The 19,966-nt window shown below is 72.1% G+C and carries 16 protein-coding genes; 11 read left to right on the plus strand and 5 right to left on the minus strand.

Features of this window, described 5'->3' with window-relative positions; translation table 11 throughout:
• The 3 genes from QFW77_RS01275 to QFW77_RS01285 form a co-directional block, all read left to right on the plus strand.
• On the plus strand, window positions 1–815 hold an 815-nt coding region (locus tag QFW77_RS01275), incomplete at its 5' end, for a hypothetical protein (protein ID WP_280572339.1).
• Window positions 812–1,405 carry an IMPACT family protein gene (locus QFW77_RS01280; RefSeq protein WP_280572341.1) on the plus strand — a complete coding sequence of 198 codons (594 nt, stop codon included), beginning with the start codon at window positions 812–814 and terminating at the stop codon, window positions 1,403–1,405. The genes QFW77_RS01275 and QFW77_RS01280, both read left to right, overlap by 4 nt.
• 74 nt (window positions 1,406–1,479) lie before the next feature.
• Complete coding sequence (locus tag QFW77_RS01285) at window positions 1,480–3,279, plus strand: ABC transporter transmembrane domain-containing protein (protein ID WP_280572343.1); 1,800 nt, start codon at window positions 1,480–1,482, stop codon at window positions 3,277–3,279.
• A 25-nt stretch (window positions 3,280–3,304) separates the two neighbouring features.
• Here QFW77_RS01285 and QFW77_RS01290 read toward each other — a convergent pair whose 3' ends face one another.
• Both QFW77_RS01290 and QFW77_RS01295 read right to left on the minus strand, forming a co-directional pair.
• Window positions 3,305–3,940: a glutathione S-transferase family protein gene (locus QFW77_RS01290; RefSeq protein ID WP_280572344.1), complete on the minus strand. Its 636-nt coding sequence runs from the start codon at window positions 3,938–3,940 to the stop codon at window positions 3,305–3,307.
• 162 nt (window positions 3,941–4,102) lie between these two features.
• Window positions 4,103–5,671, minus strand: a complete 1,569-nt coding sequence (locus tag QFW77_RS01295) for a fumarate hydratase (RefSeq protein WP_280572345.1) — start codon at window positions 5,669–5,671, stop codon at window positions 4,103–4,105.
• A 133-nt stretch (window positions 5,672–5,804) separates the two neighbouring features.
• Between QFW77_RS01295 and QFW77_RS01300 the strand changes: the two genes are divergently transcribed.
• The gene (locus tag QFW77_RS01300; protein ID WP_280572346.1) at window positions 5,805–6,668 is read left to right on the plus strand and encodes an RNA polymerase sigma-70 factor; all 864 of its coding nucleotides are present in this window, start codon (window positions 5,805–5,807) and stop codon (window positions 6,666–6,668) included.
• Window positions 6,669–6,747: 79 nt separating this feature from the next.
• Complete coding sequence (locus QFW77_RS01305) at window positions 6,748–7,191, plus strand: carboxymuconolactone decarboxylase family protein (protein WP_280572347.1); 444 nt, start codon at window positions 6,748–6,750, stop codon at window positions 7,189–7,191.
• Between the two features lie 207 nt (window positions 7,192–7,398).
• Here the strand turns inward: QFW77_RS01305 and QFW77_RS01310 are convergent, their stop codons facing one another.
• Window positions 7,399–8,496 carry an ABC transporter ATP-binding protein gene (locus tag QFW77_RS01310; protein ID WP_280572349.1) on the minus strand — a complete coding sequence of 366 codons (1,098 nt, stop codon included), beginning with the start codon at window positions 8,494–8,496 and terminating at the stop codon, window positions 7,399–7,401.
• Between the two features lie 148 nt (window positions 8,497–8,644).
• Here QFW77_RS01310 and QFW77_RS01315 point away from each other — a divergent pair, with 148 nt between their 5' ends.
• The 6 genes from QFW77_RS01315 to eda all read left to right on the plus strand — a co-directional run bounded on the left by QFW77_RS01315 (window position 8,645) and on the right by eda (window position 15,962).
• Complete coding sequence (locus QFW77_RS01315) at window positions 8,645–10,015, plus strand: GH1 family beta-glucosidase (protein ID WP_280572350.1); 1,371 nt, start codon at window positions 8,645–8,647, stop codon at window positions 10,013–10,015.
• A 23-nt stretch (window positions 10,016–10,038) separates the two neighbouring features.
• A complete protein-coding gene (zwf, locus tag QFW77_RS01320; protein ID WP_280572351.1) occupies window positions 10,039–11,463 on the plus strand; it encodes a glucose-6-phosphate dehydrogenase in 1,425 nt (474 codons plus the stop codon).
• Window positions 11,460–12,461 carry a glucokinase gene (glk, locus tag QFW77_RS01325; RefSeq protein WP_280572352.1) on the plus strand — a complete coding sequence of 334 codons (1,002 nt, stop codon included), beginning with the start codon at window positions 11,460–11,462 and terminating at the stop codon, window positions 12,459–12,461. The genes zwf and glk overlap by 4 nt, the downstream gene beginning before the upstream one ends.
• Window positions 12,458–13,195 carry a 6-phosphogluconolactonase gene (gene pgl / locus QFW77_RS01330; RefSeq protein ID WP_280572353.1) on the plus strand — a complete coding sequence of 246 codons (738 nt, stop codon included), beginning with the start codon at window positions 12,458–12,460 and terminating at the stop codon, window positions 13,193–13,195. Before glk ends, pgl begins: the two co-directional genes overlap by 4 nt.
• 66 nt (window positions 13,196–13,261) lie before the next feature.
• Window positions 13,262–15,178 (plus strand): phosphogluconate dehydratase, encoded by a 1,917-nt coding sequence (gene edd / locus QFW77_RS01335; RefSeq protein WP_280572354.1) that lies wholly within the window; start codon window positions 13,262–13,264, stop codon window positions 15,176–15,178.
• Window positions 15,179–15,299: 121 nt separating this feature from the next.
• Complete coding sequence (gene eda / locus QFW77_RS01340) at window positions 15,300–15,962, plus strand: bifunctional 4-hydroxy-2-oxoglutarate aldolase/2-dehydro-3-deoxy-phosphogluconate aldolase (protein WP_280572355.1); 663 nt, start codon at window positions 15,300–15,302, stop codon at window positions 15,960–15,962.
• An 89-nt stretch (window positions 15,963–16,051) separates the two neighbouring features.
• On the opposite strand, the gene QFW77_RS01345 is transcribed toward eda, so the two are convergent.
• Together QFW77_RS01345 and QFW77_RS01350 are read right to left on the minus strand one after the other, a co-directional pair.
• Window positions 16,052–16,738: a hypothetical protein gene (locus QFW77_RS01345; protein ID WP_280572356.1), complete on the minus strand. Its 687-nt coding sequence runs from the start codon at window positions 16,736–16,738 to the stop codon at window positions 16,052–16,054.
• A gap of 11 nt (window positions 16,739–16,749) precedes the next feature.
• Entirely contained in the window at window positions 16,750–19,848 is a 3,099-nt protein-coding gene (locus QFW77_RS01350; protein ID WP_280572357.1) for a discoidin domain-containing protein, read from the minus strand.
• Window positions 19,849–19,966 lie beyond the last annotated feature (118 nt).

Raw genomic sequence — 19,966 nt, forward strand, 5'->3', positions numbered from 1 at the left:
CGGCCGCGCTCGGCGTGGCCGCATCGCTGGCGCTGGCGGTGGGCATCGCCTGGCAGTTGCGGCCCCAGCCGGAGCCCTTCCCGGCCGCGCCGCCGGACGAGACGCCGCGCGGTGAAATCGCATCGATCGCCCGCGACGATCCGGCGCGCGCGCAGGCCGCCAGGCCCCGGCTGGAGGTCCCGCGGGAGGCCGACGCACCGGATCGGCAACCGCCACCAGCGCCTGCGGCCCGGCCCGCACCCGCCGATACGGCCGCGCCACGCCCGGACGCACCGTCCGCCGTGCAGGCCCAGCGGGCGCGGATGGCCGGGGACGAGCGCGAGGCGATGCAGGCACGTGGCGAGGAACTGCGCCGGCAGGCGGCGCGCAGGCGCGAGATCGCGCCTGCGCCTGCGCCGGTTCCGGTTCCGGTTCCGCCAGCTCCACCCGCGCCGTCGATCGACGCCGGCGTCGCGGCCGAACCCGAACGCGCGCGGTCCGCGCCGGCGAGCGCCACCGACACCGCGATCGGCCGCGAGCGCGTACGTGGGTCCGCGGTCACCGCGCAGTCCGTGGGCGACCAGCGCGATCCTGCCGACCTCGGCGTCCTGGAGTCGGCGCCGATCGAGGAACGCACGTTCCACGACCAGCCGCTGGACGACGCTCCGCCCGCCACCGCCGACTCGCCGCGCGTGCATCGCGCCTGGCTGGCGCGGATCCGCGAGCTGCGCGACGAAGGCGAGCTCGAGGCCGCGCGCGACAGCCTGCGCGAGTTCCACCGCCGCCACCCCGAGGTCGCGCTGCCCGACGACCTGGCCGGACTGCTGGACGAATGAGCCTGGACACCCTCGCCGCGCCCGCCTCGCACGCGATCGAGGTCAGGCACAGCCGCTTCCACGCGCGCGCGGCAGCGGCCGAGAGCCCTGCCGCGGCCCAGGCGTGGCTGCAGGAAGTCGCGGTGGCCGACGCCACCCACAACTGCTGGGCCTGGCGCATCGGCGGTGATTACCGCTCCAGCGACGACGGCGAGCCCGCCGGCACCGCTGGCCGGCCGATCCTGGCGGCGATCGACGGCCAGGGCTTCGACCGGGTGGCGGTGGTGGTCGCGCGCTGGTTCGGCGGCGTCAAGCTCGGGGTCGGCGGCCTGGTCCGCGCGTACGGCGGCGCCGCCGCGGAATGCCTGCGCCTGGCCGGGCGGCGGCCGCTGGTCGCACAGCGGGAACTGGTGCTCCATACCGGTTTCGACGATCTGGGCGCGGTACACGCCGCGCTGGAGTCCTTTGCAGCCGAAAAACTCGACGAGGCGTTCGCCGCCGATGGCGCGCATTTCCGCCTCCGCCTGCCCGCGGCGCGCGTCGACGACTTGAAAACCCGGCTGCGCGACGCCACACGGGACCGGGTACGTTTCGACATCGAGCGCACCTGAGCTGCAGCCCGGGTTCGACCCTTCCACGTCCGCACCGGCCCGCCCGGCGCGGCCCCAGGAACTTTCCCGACCCGATGGCCGACCGCTCCCCCGAACCACCACCCGCTCCACCGGCCGCGGGCGTCGAGGACGCCCGCGCCAGGGCGCCGGTCGGCACCCTGCGCACGCTGTGGCCGTTCGTGCTGCGCCAGCGCGGCCTGCTGGCCGCGTGGCTGCTGGCGCTGGCGGCCTCGTCCGCGGCGACGCTCAGCCTGCCGCTGGCGGTACGGACGATGATCGACCGCGGCTTCGGCGAAGGCAGCGATATCGATGCCGCATTCGCGCTGCTGTTCGTGGTCGCGGTGGCACTGGCGATCGCCACCGCCGCGCGCTTCTTCTTCGTCTCGCTGCTGGGCGAGCGGGTGATCGCCGACCTGCGCACCCGGCTGTACGGTCACCTGGTGGGCCTGGACCAGGCGTTCTACGAGCGCACCCGCAGCGGCGAGCTGGTCTCGCGCCTTTCGGCCGACACCGAGCTGCTGCGCGGCGTGGTCGGCTCGGGGATGTCGGTGGCGCTGCGCAGCGTGGTGATGGTGCTGGGCAGCGTGACCATGCTGGTGGTCACCAGCCCGCGGCTGGCGGCCTACACCCTGGTCGGGATCCCGGTCTTCGTGCTGCCGCTGGTGCTGGGGGGGCGCCGATTGCAGAAGATCTCGCGCAGCGCCCAGGATCGCGTCGCCGACGCCAATACCCTGGCCGCCGAGACTCTCGGCGCGATCCGCACCGTGCAGGCGCACGCCCGCGAGGGCTGGGAACGCGGCCGCTTCGCCGAGGCGGTGGCGCGCTCGGTGGCCACCGCGCGGCGGCGGATCGGGGTGCAGGCGATGGTGACGGCGGTCGCGATCACCGCCATCTTCGGCGCGATCACCATCGTGCTGTGGTCGGGCGCGCACGACGTCGCCGCCGGCACGCTCACCCCGGGCACGCTCGGTCAGTTCGTGCTGTACGCCCTGCTCGGCGGCGGCTCGGTCGGCGCCCTGGCCGAGGTCTGGAACGAGCTGCAGCGCGCCGCCGGCGGCATGGGGCGGATCAACGAACTGCTGGTCGAGGATTCCAGGCTGCAGGCACCGGTGCGTCCGCAGTCGCTGCCTGCGCCGGTGCGCGGCGAACTGCGATTCGACGGCGTCACCTTCCACTACCCGGCGCGCGCCGAGACGCCGGCGCTGGAGGAATTCTCGCTGCACGTCCGGCCCGGCGAGACGGTCGCGCTGGTCGGGCCCTCCGGCGCCGGCAAGAGCACCGTGTTCGCGCTGCTGCTGCGTTTCCACGATCCCCAGGCCGGCGCGGTGGCGATCGACGGCGTCGACGTGCGCGCGCTCGATCCGGTCGCGCTGCGCGAGCAGATCGCGCTGGTCCCGCAGCAGCCGACCATCTTCGCAGCCAGCGCGCGCGACAACATCCGCTACGGCCGCCTGGAGGCCAGCGACGCCGAGGTGGAGGCCGCGGCGGCCTCCGCCGAGGCGCATGCGTTCATCGCCGCGTTGCCCAACGGCTACGACGAACAGCTGGGCGAACGCGGCGCGCGCCTGTCCGGCGGCCAGCAGCAGCGCGTGGTGATCGCCCGGGCGCTGCTGCGCGACGCACCGATCCTGCTGCTCGACGAGGCGACCTCGGCGCTCGACGCGCAGAGCGAACGCGCGGTGCAGCACGCACTCGAGAACCTGATGCAGGGCCGCACCACGCTGGTGATCGCCCACCGCTTGGCCACCGTGCTCAAGGCCGACCGCATCGTGGTGATGGACCAGGGCCGGATCGTGGCCGTTGGCACCCACGAGGCGCTGCTGGCCGAGGGCGGCCTGTACGCGGACCTGGCGCGGCTGCAGTTCCTGGGCTGATCGGATCGCGGGGGCGGATCCCCGCTCAGAGCCAGTCGCTGATGCCCTCGCGTCGGCAGGCTTCCTGGAACGCCGGCCGTGCCTTCATCCGCTGCGCATGCGCGCGCAGCTCGGGCCACTCGTCGCTGGGCCGCGGCATGTTGCGCGACCAGCGCATGAGCATGGTGAACATGAAGTCCGCCGCCGAGACGCGCTCGCCGAGCAGGCAGGGACCGCCGGCGCCGAGATGATCCGCCACCCGCTGCCACGCGGTCTCGATCCGTTCGCGCGCGTGCGCCTTCGCCTCCAGCTGGTGGGCCTCGCCGGCGGGTTCGTCGGGATAGAACCAGCCGCGGTAGGCCGGCAGCAGCGTGTTCGCAGCGAAACACATCCAGCGGTAGTAGTGCGCCCGCTCCACCGTGCCGGGGGCCGGCGCCAGCTGCGCCTGCCGGTGCAGGTCTGCCAGGTGCATGACGATGGCGGTCGATTCGGTCAGGACCTCGCCGTCCAGCACCAGGGTCGGCACCACGCCGGCGGGGTTGAGCGCCAGGTATTCCGGCGACTTCTGCTCGCGCCGTTCGAAATCGAGCGCCCGCAGCTCGTGCGGCACCTCCAGCTCGATCAGCAGCCAGTGCACCACCAGGGCGGCGGTGCTGGGAGCGTAATAGAGTGTCGCGGTCATCGGCTTCTCCGCTTCGAACGGTGGGGATGGATTATGCGCGCACCCTGCCGCGACGCGACCTTGCCCGGCCGGATCGGGCCGCCGCCATCCGCGAAGCACTGCGGAGTGGCGGCGGCCGCGACGCGCAAACCGCCGCGTGTGCGCTACGCCGCGTCCACATGCTCAACCCGTCTCGACCACCACCGGGATCCTGCCGATGCGCGCCTGCCACTCGCGCGGACCGGTCCGGTGCACCGATTCCCCGGCCGAATCCACCGCCACCGTCACCGGCATGTCCTGCACGGTGAACTCGTAGATCGCTTCCATGCCCAGGTCCTCGAAGCCGACCACGCGCGCGGCCCTGATCGCCTTGGAGACCAGGTAGGCTGCGCCGCCGACCGCCATCAGGTACACCGAGCGATGCCTGCGGATGGCCTCGATCGCGGCCGGGCCGCGCTCGGCCTTGCCGATCATGCCGAGCAGGCCGGTCTGCTCCAGCACCTGGTCGGTGAACTTGTCCATCCGGGTGGCGGTGGTGGGGCCGGCCGGTCCCACCGCCTCGTCGCGCACCGGGTCGACCGGGCCGACGTAGTAGATGAAGCGCCCGCTGAACTCCACCGGCAGCGGCTCGCCGCGGTCGAGCATGCCGACGATGCGCTTGTGCGCGGCGTCGCGACCGGTGAGCAGCCTGCCGTTGAGCAGCAGCACCTCGCCCGGCTTCCAGCTGGCGACCTCGTCGCGGGTCACGCTGTCCAGGTCCACCCGACGCCCCTTCGAGGCGTCGTAGGTCAGCTTCGGCCAGTCCTCGAGCGAGGGCGGCTCCAGCGCCACCGGGCCGGAGCCGTCGAGCACGAAATGGGCGTGCCGGGTGGCGGCGCAGTTGGGGATCAGCGCCACCGGCAGGTTGGCGGCATGGGTGGGATAGTCCCGGATCTTGATGTCCAGCACCGTGGTCAGGCCACCCAGGCCCTGCGCGCCGATGCCCAGTGCGTTGACCTTGTCGAAGATCTCCAGCCGCAGCTCCTCCAGCCGGTTCGACGGCCCGCGCGCCCTGAGGTCGCCGATGTCGATCGGCTCCATCAGCGCCTCCTTGGCCAGCAACATCGCCTTCTCCGCGGTCCCGCCGATGCCGATGCCGAGCATCCCCGGCGGGCACCAGCCAGCGCCCATCGTCGGCACCGTCTTCAGCACCCAGTCGACGATCGAATCGGACGGATTGAGCATCGCGAACTTCGACTTCGCCTCCGATCCGCCGCCCTTGGCGGCGACGATCACATCGACGGTACTGCCCGGCACCACCGTCATATTGACCACCGCGGGAGTGTTGTCGCTGGTGTTGCGGCGCAGCCCGGCCGGATCCGCCAGCACCGAGGCGCGCAGCTTGTTGCCGGCGTGCGCATAGGCGCGGCGCACGCCTTCGTCGACCATCTGCTGGATCCCCATCGCGGCGTCCCAGCGCACGTCCATGCCGATCTTCAGGAACACCGTGACGATGCCGGTGTCCTGGCAGATCGGGCGGTGGCCCTCGGCGCACATCCGCGAGTTGATCAGGATCTGCGCCATCGCGTCCTTCGCCGCCGGGCTTTCCTCGCGCTCCCAGGCCGCCGCCAGGTTGCGGATGTAGTCGGTCGGGTGGTAGTAGCTGATGTACTGCAGCGCGTCGGCGACGCTCTGGATGAAGTCGTCCTGGCGGATGACGGGGGGCTGGCAACTGGTCACGGCGGCCTGCGAGGTGGCGTGGGCAGGGGCCATTTTACCGCAGCGCACAATCGCCCCACCCGGGAGCAGCCGACGGGCGCTGCCGGCCAGGCGGAGTCGGTCCGTCATCTGCACGCCGACCGCGGGCCGGTGTCACGATCACGTACCGCAAGCCGTCCCTCCCACCATGACCCCGCACGACCACACCTTCGAGACCCACCGCCCGCGCCTGCTGGCCCTGGCCTACCGGATGCTGGGCAGCCGCGCCGATGCCGAGGACACGGTGCAGGACGCCTGGCTGCGCTGGCGCCAGGCCGATCCGGCGGCGGTGCGCGACCCGGCCGGATGGCTGGTGGCCACCGTCACCCGCCTCGGCATCGATCGCCTGCGCCTGGCGCGGACCGCGCGCACCGACTACGTCGGCCCGTGGCTGCCCGAGCCGCTCACCATCGACGACTCGCCCGGCCCCGCCGGCCGCGCCGAACTCGCCGAGCAGATCTCGCTGGCCTTCCTCGCCCTGCTCGAGCGCCTCGGCCCGGAAGAACGCGCGGCATTCCTGCTGCGCGAGGTCTTCGACTACGACTACGCGCACATCGCCGCGATGCTGGGCCACGGCGAGGCCAACTGCCGGCAGATGGTGCACCGGGCGCGCGAACGCCTGCAGGCGGGACGTGCGCGCTTTCCCGGCGTCGCGCCCGAGCGCCACCGCGAACTGCTGGCGCGCTTCCTCGAGGCGTCGGCCAGCGGCGATCGCGAGGCGATCGTGGGGCTGCTGCATGCCGACGCGCGGCTGCTCTCGGATGGCGGCGGCAAGGCGGTGGCCGCGCTGCGCCCGCTGGAAGGCGCCGAGCGCATCGCCCGCCTCTACTGGGCGGTCGCGCGGCGGGTGCCGGCCGAGGCCCAGTGGCGGATCGGCCGCGTGAACGGCGAAGCGGCCGGGCTGCGCTTCCTGCACGGGCAGCTGCAGATGATCACCACGATCGTCAGCGACGGCGACCGGATCGTGGAAGTGCTCAACCAGATGAATCCGGACAAGCTGCGGCTGCATTGAGCGCGGCTGTCACGTGGACGGGCGTTCGCCCGTCCTCCCGGTGAAGCGGCCATGGCGGCCGCCACTTCCGGAGCCTCCCATGTCGCAGCATCCCCGCGTTCCCTATCCCAAGCTCGCCCCGAAAGCCTTCAAGGCGATGCTCGCCCTGGCCGAGTCCCTGCACGGTGCCAGTCTCGGCCCGCGCCTGTCCGGGCTGGTGAAACTGCGCGTGTCGCAGATCAACGGCTGCGCCTACTGCCTGGACATGCACGCCCGCGAACTGCGCGAGGCGGGCGAGGACCAGCGGCGTCTCGACACCCTGGCCGGCTGGCGCGAGAGCCGGCTGTTCGATGCCGGCGAGCGCGCGGCGCTCGGCTGGGCCGAGTCGCTGACCCGGATCGAGCGCAGCGGCGCAGCGGACGCCGACTACGCGCCGCTGCTCGAGCACTTCGACGAAACGGCGATCGCCGAACTGAGTTTCCTGGTGGTCGAGATCAACGGCTGGAACCGCCTCGCGGTCGGCATGCGCACGCCGCTGCCGTGATTGTGCAGCCGGCGCTTTGCGTAGGAGCGTGCCATGCACGCGAAGGCCCGGGCGGTCGGCCATACCCGGATTCGCCGCACTCCTGACCGGACACACCCGCGGTCGGCCAACCCGGAAAAGCGCCGCCCACCCGCCGGAGCACCTCGCCGCCCGCGGCCAGAGGACGCGTCAAAGAGAGCGCCAGTCAAAGAGAGCACCAGCGCTCGATCAGGGTTCCAGCCGTCGCCCGCTTTCCGGGTCGAAGACATGCAGCCGTCCCGGTGCGGCGCGCAGCGGCAACCCGGTCCCGGGTTCGGGCAGCTCGCCCGGCGGAAGCCTCGCCACCAGGGGGTGGGTTCCCAGGGTCATGTTGACGAAGACCTCGTTGCCCACCGGCTCGACCACGTCCACGGTGGGCGCGAGGCCGCCGGCGCCACCTTCGTCGCCGCCGCCGCGGCGCAGCAGGTGTTCCGGACGGATCCCGATATCGACCCGGGTCCCGAACCGCGACCCGGGCACGTCGTCCGCCGGCAGCGCCAGCCGGGTGCCGTCGTCGAGCACCAGCGCCGGGCCATCCTCGCTCACCAGCACGCCGCGCAGCACGTTCATCGCCGGGCTGCCGAGGAAGGTCGCCACGAACAGATTGGCGGGCTTCTCGTACAGGGCCATCGGCGCGTCGATCTGCTGGATGCGACCGCGGTCGAGCACCACGATGCGCTGGCCGAGCGTCATCGCCTCGATCTGGTCGTGGGTGACGTAAACCATGGTCGCGCCGAGGCGCCGGTGCAGGCGTGCGATCTCGACCCGCATCGACATCCGCAGCTTGGCATCCAGGTTGGAGAGCGGCTCGTCCAGCAGGAACACCTGCGGCTTGCGCACCAGCGCCCGGCCCAGCGCCACGCGCTGGCGCTGGCCGCCCGACAGCGCCGCCGGGCGCCGCTGCAGCAGCTCTTCCAGCCCCAGCGTGCGGGCGGCATCGTCGACGCGCTCGGCTACCGCCGCGCGGTCGTAGCCGCGCAGCTTCAGCCCGAAACCGAGGTTCTCGGCCACGGTCATGTGCGGATAGAGGGCATAGCTCTGGAACACCATGGCGATGTCGCGGTCCTTCGGCGCCACCTCGTTGACCACCCGGTCGCCGATACGCAGGGTGCCGGCGCTGACCGCCTCCAGGCCGGCGATCATCCGCAGCAGGGTGGACTTGCCGCAGCCCGAGGGCCCGACCAGCACCAGCAACTCGCCGTCGGCGACCTCGAAGCTCGCGCCCTCGACGGCGACGAAGCCGTCCGGATAGACCTTGCGCACTTCCTCCAGCTGGACTGCGGCCATTCGCCCTCCACGTAGTGCCCGCAACTCCGGCCGCATACGCATGCGCCCGGTCCGGTCCGCGGCAGCGGGCGATTACACTCGCCCGACGCTTGCGGTATTCTGCCATGTAATCGTTTACACGCACGCAGCCGCGGCGGAGGAAGGGCAGATGAGTCAGACGGGCAAGGATTTCCGGTTTCCGCAGGGGTTCCTGTGGGGCGCGGCCACGGCCGCGCACCAGATCGAGGGCTCGCCGCTGGCCGATGGCGCCGGGCCGAGCATCTGGACCCGGTTCGCCCATACCCCCGGGATGACCCTGAACGGCGATACCGGCGACGTCGCCTGCGACCATTACCGGCGCTGGCGCCAGGACGTGGCGCTGATGCGCGAGCTGGGCCTGACCGCCTATCGCTTCAGCGTGTCCTGGTCGCGGATCCTTCCGGAGGGCACCGGCCGGGTGAACCAGGCCGGGCTGGACTTCTATTCCGGGCTGGTCGATGCGCTGCTCGAGAACGGCATCGAGCCGCTGCTCACCCTGTACCACTGGGACCTGCCGGCGGCCCTGGACGACCGCGGCGGCTGGCTCAACCGCGACAGCGCCGACTGGTTCGCCGAGTACGGTAGCGTGCTGTACCGCGCGCTGGACGGCCGGGTGAAGAAATGGGTGACCCTCAACGAGCCCTGGGTGGTCACCGACGGCGGCTACCTGCACGGCGCGCTGGCGCCGGGCCACCGCAGCCGCTACGAGGCGCCGATCGCCTCGCACAACCTGATGCGCGCGCACGGTGCGGCGGTGCAGGCCTATCGCGCCGATGGCGCCCACCAGATCGGCCTGGTGGTGAACATCGAGCCGAAGTATCCGGCCAGCGACAGCGCCGAGGACGCCGCGGCGGTGGCGCGGGCGCATGCCTACATGAACGAACAGTACCTGCACCCGGCGCTGCTCGGCCGCTACCCGGAGCGGATGCCCGAGATCTTCGGCGACGCCTGGCCCGAATGGCCGCAGGCCGATTTCGAACTGATCCGCCAACCGCTCGACTTCGTCGGCATCAACTACTACACCCGCAGCGTGACCCGCGCGGACGACAGCTATCCGCTCAAGGCCGGCGCGGTCAGGCAGCCGCTCGGCACCTATACCGAAACCGGCTGGGAGGTGTTTCCGCAGGGCCTCACCGACCTGCTGCTGTGGTTCAAGGACACCTACGGCGACACCCCGCTCTACGTCACCGAGAACGGTGCGGCCTTCTTCGACCCGCCTGTGGCCGAGGGCGGCCGCATCCGCGACCCGCTGCGGATCGACTACCTGCGCAAGCACCTGCGGGCGATCCACGAGGCGATCGAGGCCGGGGTGGACGTGCGCGGCTACATGGCCTGGTCGCTGCTGGACAACCTCGAATGGTCGTTGGGGTATTCCAAGCGCTTTGGTATCGTTCATGTAAATTACGAAACCCAGCAGCGCACCCCCAAGGACAGTGCGCGCTGGTATGGTCGCGTGATCGCCAGCCACGGCAGCAGCCTGGCCGACCCGCTACCCGATTGAGACCAACCCCCACCGGAGTAGCGATGCACGACACCCTGCTGCTGTTCGGCGCCACCGGCGACCTCGCCCAGCGCTACCTGTTCCCATCGCTGTTCCACCTGCTGCGCGACCACCGCCTCCCGGACCGGTTCCGGGTGGTCGCGATCGGGCGCAGCGAGCACGACGATGCCGGCTTCCGCGGGTGGCTGCGCCAGCGCCTGGACGATGGCGACCAGCGCGACGCCGAGGCGCTCGAGGAACTGCTGCGGCGCACGGTGTACCACGCGCTCGACCTCAACGACACCGAAGCGATGGCGGCCACGCTGTCGCGCTATGGCGACCGCCCGGCGGTGAGCTATCTGTCGATTCCGCCGAACCTGTTCGAGCCGGCCTGCCTGGGGCTCAAGGCCGCCGGGCTGCTGGAGGACCCGTCGCGCCTGGTGCTGGAGAAGCCGATCGGCCACGACCTGGCCTCGGCGCGGGAAATCAACGCCACCCTGCGCGCCAACCTCGACGAGTCGCGGATCTTCCGCATCGACCACTACCTGGGCAAGGCGCCGGTGCAGAACCTGCTGGCGCTGCGTTTCGGCAACACCCTGCTGGAAGGCGTGTGGGAACGGCGCTGGATCGAATCGGTCGACATCATCGTCGCCGAGACCGCCGGCGTCGACGGCCGCGAAGGCTACTACGCCGGCTATGGCGCGCTGCGCGACATGGTCCAGAACCACATGCTCCAGCTGCTGGCGTTGATCGCGCTGGAACCGCCCTCCAACCTCGACGCCGACAGCATTCGCGACGAGAAGCGCAAGGTGCTGCGGGCGCTGCGGCCGATGACCGCCGCCGACGCGGCACGCGACAGCGTGCGCGGCCGCTACGGCGACGGCGTGGTCGACGGCCAGGCGGTCAAGGGCTTCAGCCACGAGAGCGACGTGGAGACCTTCGTCGCGCTGCGCGCATGGATCGACAACTGGCGCTGGGCCGGGGTGCCGTTCCGGCTGGTCACCGGCAAGCGCATGCCGGCGCGCGCCACCGAGGTGGTGGTGTCGTTCCGCCCGGTCTCGCACTGGTTGTTCGAGCGCCCCAGCGCCGAGCGTGCGCGGTCCAACCGCCTGCGCATGCGGCTGCAGCCGGAAGAAACCATCGAACTCGGCCTGATGGGCAGCCTGGCCGCGCCGGAATGGGGCGCCACCGAGCTGCAGCCGATGTCGCTGGACCTGACGATGTCGCCCACGCCCAAACGCCGCATCGCCTACGAGCGGCTGATGGTCGACGCGCTCAAGGGCGACCAGACCCTGTTCGTTCGCGACGACGAGGTCGAGGCCGCGTGGCGCTGGATCGACAGCGTCAGCGACGCCTGGCAGGCCGCGGGCATCGGCACCCGCCCCTACCCGGCCGGCTCCTGGGGACCGCCCGAGGCGAAGCAGTTCCTGCCCGGCACGCTGTCCGGCAACGGCGGGCGCAGGCCGTGAAACCGGCCGCCGGCCACGTCCTGCTCGCCGATATCGGCGGTACCAACGCGCGTTTTGCGCTGGCCGACGTGGCGCTGCCGCGGCCGCTGCTCGACGACAGCATCCTCAAGTACCCGGTCACCGAGTTTCCCTCGCTGGCCGATGCCGCCCAGCACTACCTCGGCCAGACCGGCGCCCAGGTCGGCGACGGCGTGTTCGCGGTGGCCGGGCGCGTCGACGGCGACGAGGCGCGCATCACCAACCACCCGTGGGTGATCTCGCGCCCGCGCCTGACCGGCCAGCTCGGGCTCGGCGAGGCGCTGCTGATCAACGACTTCGCGGCCCAGGCGATGGCGATCCCGCTGCTCCGCCAAAGCGATGTCGCGGTCGTCGGCGGCGCCGCCTGGCGTCCGCACGAGGGAGTGGCCGACTGCACCTACGCGGTGATCGGCCCCGGCACCGGCCTGGGGGTGGGCACCCTGGTCACCCGCGACGGCCGCCACTACCCGCTCGAGTCCGAGGGCGGGCATGTCAGCTTCCCGCCCGGCACACCCGAGGAGCTGGCGATCCTGGATCGACTGTCGCGCCAATTCGGGCGGGTCTCCAACGAGCGGCTGATCTGCGGCCCCGGCCTGGTCAACATCCACCGCGCGCTTTCCGAGATCGCCGGCGAGGACCCGGGGCCGGTCACCCCATCCGACGTCACCGCCCGCGCGCAGGCTGGCGATGCGCGGTGCATGCGCGCGGTCGACGTGTTCTGCGCGGTGTTCGGGGCGATCGCCGGCGATCTGGTGCTCACCGTCGGCGCCTGGGACGGGGCGTTCCTGACCGGCGGCATGGTGCCGAAGATGCTCGGCGCCCTGCAGCATTCTGGCTTCCGCCAGCGCTTCGAACACAAGGGCCGGTTCTCCTCCAACATGGCACGGGTGCCGTCGGTGGCGGTGCTGCATCCGGAGCCCGGGTTGCTCGGCGCCGCGGCAGTCGCGGGCCGCGCGTTTACCGCGAGGGCGGCGGCATGAGCGAGCCCCGTTCCCCCGGCGCAGGCGCGGCCCGGGAATCGGTGCACCTGCATGTGTACGACTCCGAGACCCAGTGGACCTGGGGCGCGGCGGTCTCGATCTCTTCCTCGCTCGGCCGCAGCCTGCAGGAGCGCCCGCGCGCGCGCCTGCTGCTTTCGGGCGGCACCACGCCGGCGGCGGTGTATGCGGCGCTGTCCAAGGCGCCGCTGGAATGGGAGCGGATCGACGTGGCGCTGGTCGACGAGCGCTGGTTGATGCCGGACGACCCGGACAGCAACGCCCGGCTGGTGCGCGAGTCGCTGCTGCAGCGCAACGCCGCCGGCGCGCGCTTCGAGACCCTGACGCGCGCCGGGCGCAGCATCGAGGAGGCGGTCGCCACCGCCAACATGCATGCCCGCCAACCGGCGGACGTGGTGGTGCTGGGCATGGGCGAGGACGGGCATACCGCGTCGCTGTTCCCGCGCATGCGCGATCTCGACCGGGCGCTGGCCAGCAGCGCACCGTATGTCGCCACCGACGCCAGCGGCTGTTCCGGCGCCGGAAACTGGCTGCGTCGCATCAGCCTGACCCCGGCGGGGCTGCGCCCGGCGCATACCCGGCTGCTGTTGATCCGCGGCGCGAAGAAGCGCGAGCTGCTGGACCGCGTGCTCGCCGGCGACGACGCGCACGAGTACCCGGCACGCATCGCCTTCACCACCCCCGGGGCACCCTTGCACGTGCACTGGTGCCCGTGACCGCTGCCGGCCATTCCGGCGCGGCAGCGGCCGGCCCCACCCAGGACCAGGCGTGACTTCCCCCCTATGCAGCTGAATCCCCGCTTCCACGCGATCACCGAGCGCATCCGCGAGCGCAGCCGCGACGCCAGGCGCGCCTATCTCGACGGCATCGAGGCCATGCATCGCGCCGGCCCGCTGCGCGGCAGCCTCAGCTGCGGCAATCTGGCGCACGGCTTCGCCGCCTGCGGGCCCGGCGACAAGGCGCGCCTGCGCGGCGAGGCCACCCCGAACCTCGGCATCGTCAGCGCCTACAACGACATGCTCTCGGCGCACCAGCCGTACGAGAGCTACCCCGAGTCGATCCGCCGCGCCGCGCGCGCGCTCGGCGCGACCGCGCAGGTCGCCGGCGGGGTCCCGGCGATGTGCGATGGCGTCACCCAGGGCCGTGCCGGCATGGAACTGTCGCTGTTCTCGCGCGACGTGATCGCCCAGGCGACCGCGATCTCGCTTTCGCACGACATGTTCGACAGCGCCGTCTACCTGGGCATCTGCGACAAGATCGTGCCCGGCCTGCTGATCGGCGCGCTCGCGTTCGGCCACCTGCCGGCGGTGTTCGTGCCGGCCGGGCCGATGCCCCCGGGCATCCCCAACAAGCAGAAAGCCGAGGTGCGCGAGCGCTACGCCGCCGGCGAGGCCACCCGCGAGGAGCTGCTGGAGGCGGAAGCCGGGTCCTACCACTCCCCCGGCACCTGCACCTTCTACGGCACCGCCAACTCCAACCAGGTGCTGCTCGAGGCGATGGGCCTGCAGCTGCCGGGCTCGTCGTTCATCAATCCCGGCACGGCGCTGCGCGAGGCCTTCACCCAGGCATCGGTGGAGCGGGCGCTGCGGATCACCGCCCTCGGCGCGGACTACCGGCCCATCGGGCGCCTGGTCGACGAGCGCGCCATCGTCAATGCGCTGGTTGCGCTGATGGCCACCGGCGGTTCGACCAACCACACCATCCACTGGATCGCGGTGGCGCGCGCCGCCGGCGTCGTGCTGACCTGGGACGACATGGACGCGCTTTCCGCGATCGTGCCGCTGCTGGCGCGGGTCTATCCCAACGGCGAGGCCGACGTGAACCGCTTCGCCGCGGCCGGCGGCATCGCCTACGTGTTCCGCGAGCTGCTCGACGCCGGGCTGATGCACGCCGACATCCCCACCATCGTCGCCGGGGGCATGCGCGCCTACTGCGACGAGCCGCGCGTCGCCGACGGCGCGCTCGCCTACGCCCCGGGCGTGGCGGCCAGTGCGGACGAGACCGTGGTGCGCCCGGCATCGGCCCCGTTCGAAGCGCAGGGCGGGCTGCGCCTGCTCCACGGCAACCTCGGCCGCTCGCTGATCAAGCTGTCGGCGGTCAAGCCCGAGTTCCGCCGCATCGAGGCGCCGGCGGTGGTGGTGGACGCGCCCCAGGCGCTCAACCGCCTGCACAAGGCCGGCGCCCTGCCCCGCGATTTCGTCGCCGTGGTGCGCTACCAGGGCCCGCGCGCCAACGGCATGCCGGAGCTGCACTCGCTGGCGCCGCTGCTGGGCATGCTGCAGAACCAGGGGCGGCGCGTGGCGCTGGTCACCGACGGCCGCCTGTCGGGCGCTTCGGGCAAAATTCCCGCCGCGATCCACGTCACGCCCGAGGCCGCGCACGGCGGCCCGCTCGCGCGCCTGCGCGACGGCGACATCATCGTGCTGGACGGCGAGGCCGGCATCCTCGAGGCGCGCGTCGCCGCCGAACAGTGGGAGGCGCGCGAACTGCAGGCCGATACCACCCCACCCGCATTCGACATCGGCCGCAACCTGTTCGCGGTCAACCGCCAGGTGGTCGGCCGCGCCGACCAGGGCGCGCTCTCGATCTCCTGCGGACCGCCGCAGCACGACGGCGCCAACTGGTGGGAGTACGATTCCGAATACGAGCTCGCCGGTCCCGAGGCGATCGCCGCTCCACACGACTCCAAGGACGCCTGACCCCGCGCGGCGGCGCCCGACCGGCTCCGCTGCCCGCCCTTCGCGGGCCCCACGCAGCGGGGCGACCCGACATCCGCCCCGAGCCCGTCCCGTCATCCACCAAGCCCGCCACGGAAACCCGATGCACATCTCCGAACACCAGGCCGCGGCCGAAGCGCTGCTGCACGCCGCCGGCATCCTGCCGGTGATCACCGTCGACAGCGTCGACCAGGGCCGCCGCATCGCCGAGGCGCTGCTGGCCGGCGGGCTGCGCACGCTGGAGCTGACCCTGCGCACGCCGGCCGCGCTGGAGACGCTGGCCGCACTCAAGCGCGAGCTGCCGGAGATCGTGATCGGCGCCGGCACCGTGCTCGACGAGCCGCAGATGCGCCAGGCGATCGACGCCGGGGCCGACTTCCTGGTCACGCCGGGCACGCCGCCCGCGCTGGCCCAAGCGCTGGCGAGCGCACCACTGCCGGTGGTGCCGGGCGGCGCGACGCCGACCGAATTCCTGGCGCTGATGGCGCACGGCTTCCGGGTCTGCAAGCTGTTTCCGGCCAGCGCGGTCGGCGGCCTGGCGATGCTCAAGGGCCTGGCCGGTCCGCTCGCCGGGCTGAAGCTGTGCCCGACCGGCGGCATCGGCGAGGACACCGCCGCCGACTACCTGGCGCAGCCGAACGTGTTGTGCATCGGCGGCTCCTGGATGGTGCCGAAGCAGTGGCTCGCCGACGGCGCTTACGACCGCGTCGAGGCCAGCGCCGCCGCCGCCACCGGCATCATCGCCCGCGCCCGCGGCACCGGGTAGATCCCGCTCGCGGGACCCATCCTGCGCCCTCCGCGACCGGCTCGCGGCGGCCGCACCGCCCCCCGCCTTCGTCTCCCACGGGCGCTCCTTTATCCGCTCGACCCGCGTTCGATCGCCAGGCGATAGCGTTCGCCGCCCCAGAGCCGCGCGTGCAGCAGGTACCACCCGACCAACAGCACGCCCAGGTGCCACTCCAGCGCGTTCTCGAGCCGGTCCTGTAGCGCGCTGCCGCCGATCAGCGCCGCGGCGACCACGTGCACCACGCCCAGCAGCAGCATCGCCACACAGACCGCGGTCATGCCCGAGCGCGAGACCCGGTCCAGGCCCGCCCCTTCCCCGGCCAGCCGCAGGAACAGCACCTGCGCCAGGTAGCTGCAGCCGAAGAACACGACCACGCCATAGCGCCGCAGGAAGCGGTAAGCCTCCCCCTCGGTGCCCAGGAACGTGGCGTAGACCCCGAGCGACAATGCCGCCAGCCACGCAAGCGCGGCCATTGCGGCCGCCCCCCGGCCCCCGCGCAGCCGCAGCCAGCGCGCGGCAAGCCACCAGTGCAGGCCCACCAGCAGCGCGCAGGGCAGCACCAGCAACCGGAACAGCTGGTTGCCCAGCCCGTGCCGGGCGGCGCGGCTGATCGAGGTGCAGCCCTCGACATAGGGCACGCAGAACGGAATGTGGCCCGCTTGCACCGAGATCCACCAGGCCAGGTGCGCCGCGACCACCAGGGTGATCGCGATCGCGAGCGGGACCGGCCACAACGGGATTCTGGAAGACGCCATGGGCCGCTTTTCTACGGGATCGCGATCCGCACCTGTGCCGGCGCCTCGCGAATCCGCAGTTCCGGACCTTCCCATCTGGCGGCCTGTCCATCGACCGTAGCGGCGCCCGGCTCACCCGGGTAAGGCCAGGGCAGCACCAGTCCCCCTGCGGGAAGGGCCGTACCCGCGTCGATGTCGAGCACGAGCTCATCGCCTACACGCGTGATCGCGTAGCCGAGCGTGCCGTGTGGCGTGCGCAGTCCATGGATACCGATGCCATCGCCCAGCCAGTCCGCCGGGATGCCGGCCGCCAGCACCACGCTGTCGTCGACCTCGCGCACGTAGGCGAACATGTCCAGCGCCGAGCGCACGAAGTCCGACCCCACCCAGGCGTGCGGCAGATCGCCGAGGAAGAACGGCTCGCGCGGCGTGCGCGAGACCACCTCGCCCCACTGGTTCCAGGCGCGCGGCGCGCGGTCGTCGAAGAAGTACTCCACCGCCTCCCAGGCCCGCCCGCGCCAGCCCAGCCGCACGAACGCGGCGACGTTGCGCCATTCGTAGGGCGTGTAGTCCTTCCATTGGCGCGCACCGTCGCGGCGCTGCACGAACTCGCGCCAGTAGCGCTCGAAGGTGTTGCGAAGCAGCGCCGGCGGCAGCCGCCCCTGCTCGCCGCCCGGCGCCAGGGCGATGGTGGTCGAGGTCGGATCGAAGTCGCCGAGTTCGGCCGCGCCGGGCAGATAGTCGATGCCGTGCAGCCTCGCCGCGGCCTGGAGGGAGGCGTAGAGGTCGGCGCGGAACTCGTCGCGCGCGGCGGCCATCCTGCGCGCGTCGGCGCCGCGCCCGAGGGCCTTGGCGATCTCCACCGCGTCCTTGTAGCCGCGCAGCGCCCAGAAATTGTCCCAGTACGAATGCATCGGTTTGGCCGAGTAGCCCTCGTGGCTGATCGAGGCCGGCATCATCCCGTAGAAGGCCGGGTTGACCGCGCGGTTGGCCTCGGTCCGCTCGCTGGCGCGCAGCGTTTCCATGTAACCGAACGCACCGGCCACGTGCGGCCACATCCGCTCCAGGAAGGCGTCGTCGCCGGTATAGCGCCAGTATTCGGCGATGTTGAAGATCAGCTCGCCATGGCTGTCGTTCTCCGGCACCGGGTCGCTGCCGCGATCGTCGACGCAGCACGGCACCATGCCGTCGCGGAACTGGTACGGCGCGTACCATTCGACGTATTCCTTCACCACGTCCTCGCGCCCCATCCGCAGCAGCCCCTCGGAGATCATCGCACCGTCTCGGATCCAGCTGCGCGAGTACGAGCGCGTGCCCGGCTGCAGCCGCGGGCCGATGCGCGAGACCAGCATGTGCGCCAGCGAGGTACGCAGGGTGTCGACCAGCGCGCGGCCGGCCTCCGGCACCTCGATGCGGACCCGGTCGAGCTGGTCGCGCCAGTCCGCCGCCACCGCCTCCTGAAGGTCCGCCGCGCCGGTCGCCAGCGCCGGCGTGCCCTCGCCCAGCGGTGCGCGCAGGTCGATCTCGCGCGACTCGCCGGGCGCCAGGCGCATCCGGTAGAGCAGCGCCGCGGAGGCCAGGCCGTCCCCGTCCACCGCCGTGCGGGTGGCGGGCGGGTCGCTATCGAGATGTGCGACCGCCATGCCGGCATCGAACGCCGTGGCGAACGCGGCATCGGGCGCCTGCGAGAGGTGCACGCGCTCGGCTCCGTTGACCGTCACGCTGCGTCCGCGCACCGCGATCGAGTCGATCCGGCTCACCCCGCCGATGGTGTTGAGGAACTGGCTCGGGGGGTTGACCTGCAGCGGGCGGATCGCGAGCGCCAGGGCGAATTCCCTGGTCCGCGACCCGGCGTTCTCCAGCCGGTAGCGGGAGACCAGCCGCGCATCGCCGCGGTCGCCGTGGGCGAAGGCGGTCACGTCCAGGCGCAGCTCCGGGTGCTCCCAGTGCACCGAAGGGATCGGCAGGTAGCCGTCCTGCAGCGACTGGGAAGCTTCAACGTCCGCCCAGGTGACCAGCCGGTCGTCGATCCTCACGAACGGTTCGATGCTGAAGCCGCCGCGCGCGACCTCGACCGCGCCGTCTTCGCCGAACAGGCCCTGGTCGCTGCCGCCGTCGACGCCAAGGATGGTCCAGTACGGCTGCTCGCCGCTGAAACCGCGCGGGAAGCGACCGCGCCGCGCTTCGCCGGCGATGGCCGCGATGAAGTCGTTTGGGTGGCTGGCGAAGCCGATCGGCTGCAGCTGCAGCCCGGCCAAGGCGTACTCCGGCCCGGGACCTTCTGCCAGTACCAGGGCAACGTGTCGCGCCTCGGATTCCGGCAGGGCGAGCCAGTCGACGCCGCCGTTGCCCACCTCGACGCGGCGCACCTCGCGCCAGTCGCTGCCGTCATCCGACAGCGCGACTGCGTAGCGCGAGGCATGCGCGCCTTCGCGCCACTCCAGGCGCAGGCCGTCGAATTCCCTCGCCCGGCCCAGATCGAGTTCCAGCCGCTGCCGCCCGGCCGACGCCCGCCAGGCGGTGCGCGAATCGCCGTCCACAGCAGCCTGCGCATCCCCGGTTTCACCGGAACCGACGATGCTCACCGGCACCAGTGGTGCGCCGTCGTCGACAGGCAACGGCGAGAGCTTGAGTTCATCGAAGCAGACCGATCCGCTGCCGCCGGCGTTGTTGTAGACGGTGAACTCGAGCGTGGCGCTGGTGCGCAGCGCCGGATCCGGATCGGGCCCCCAGGCCTTGTCGATGTGGCGCTTCCGGTAGCCCACGTCGGTCCATTCGGCGGGGAAATCGTAGCGCGGACGGTTGACCCACCAGACGTTGTCGCCGCTGGCGTCGATGAGCTTGAACTGCAGGTCGTTGGCCGGGGACTCGCCGCGCAGGCGAAAGCCGAACCGGTAGTTCTCCGGGTACTCGATCGCCAGATCGCGCTGGATGCCGACGTAGCCGGAGACGCCGTTGAAGTCGTAGTCCAGGCACAGCGCCCCGCCGTCTTCGCCGGTGACCTCGCGGGTGCTGCCGGTGACCTGGTTGGAGGTCACCACGCGCCACGCGGACGCGTCCTCGAACCCGTCGAGCACCCGGGCCTCGCCAATCTCCGCAAGGGCGCTTCCCGAAATCCCCAACGCCAGCACGGCGCCTACAAGACCACAGGAGCTGAAGCAGGAGGGGGCCGGGCGGTCGCGGGAGTCGAGACGGGAACGATCCGTGGGGGCGCAGGCTCCCCGGTCCGAGCGATCCGTCGGGGCGCGG

Origin of the sequence: Luteimonas endophytica (genome assembly GCF_029887875.1) — a bacterium.
In the GTDB taxonomy this organism is placed as follows: Bacteria; Pseudomonadota; Gammaproteobacteria; order Xanthomonadales; family Xanthomonadaceae; genus Luteimonas; species Luteimonas endophytica.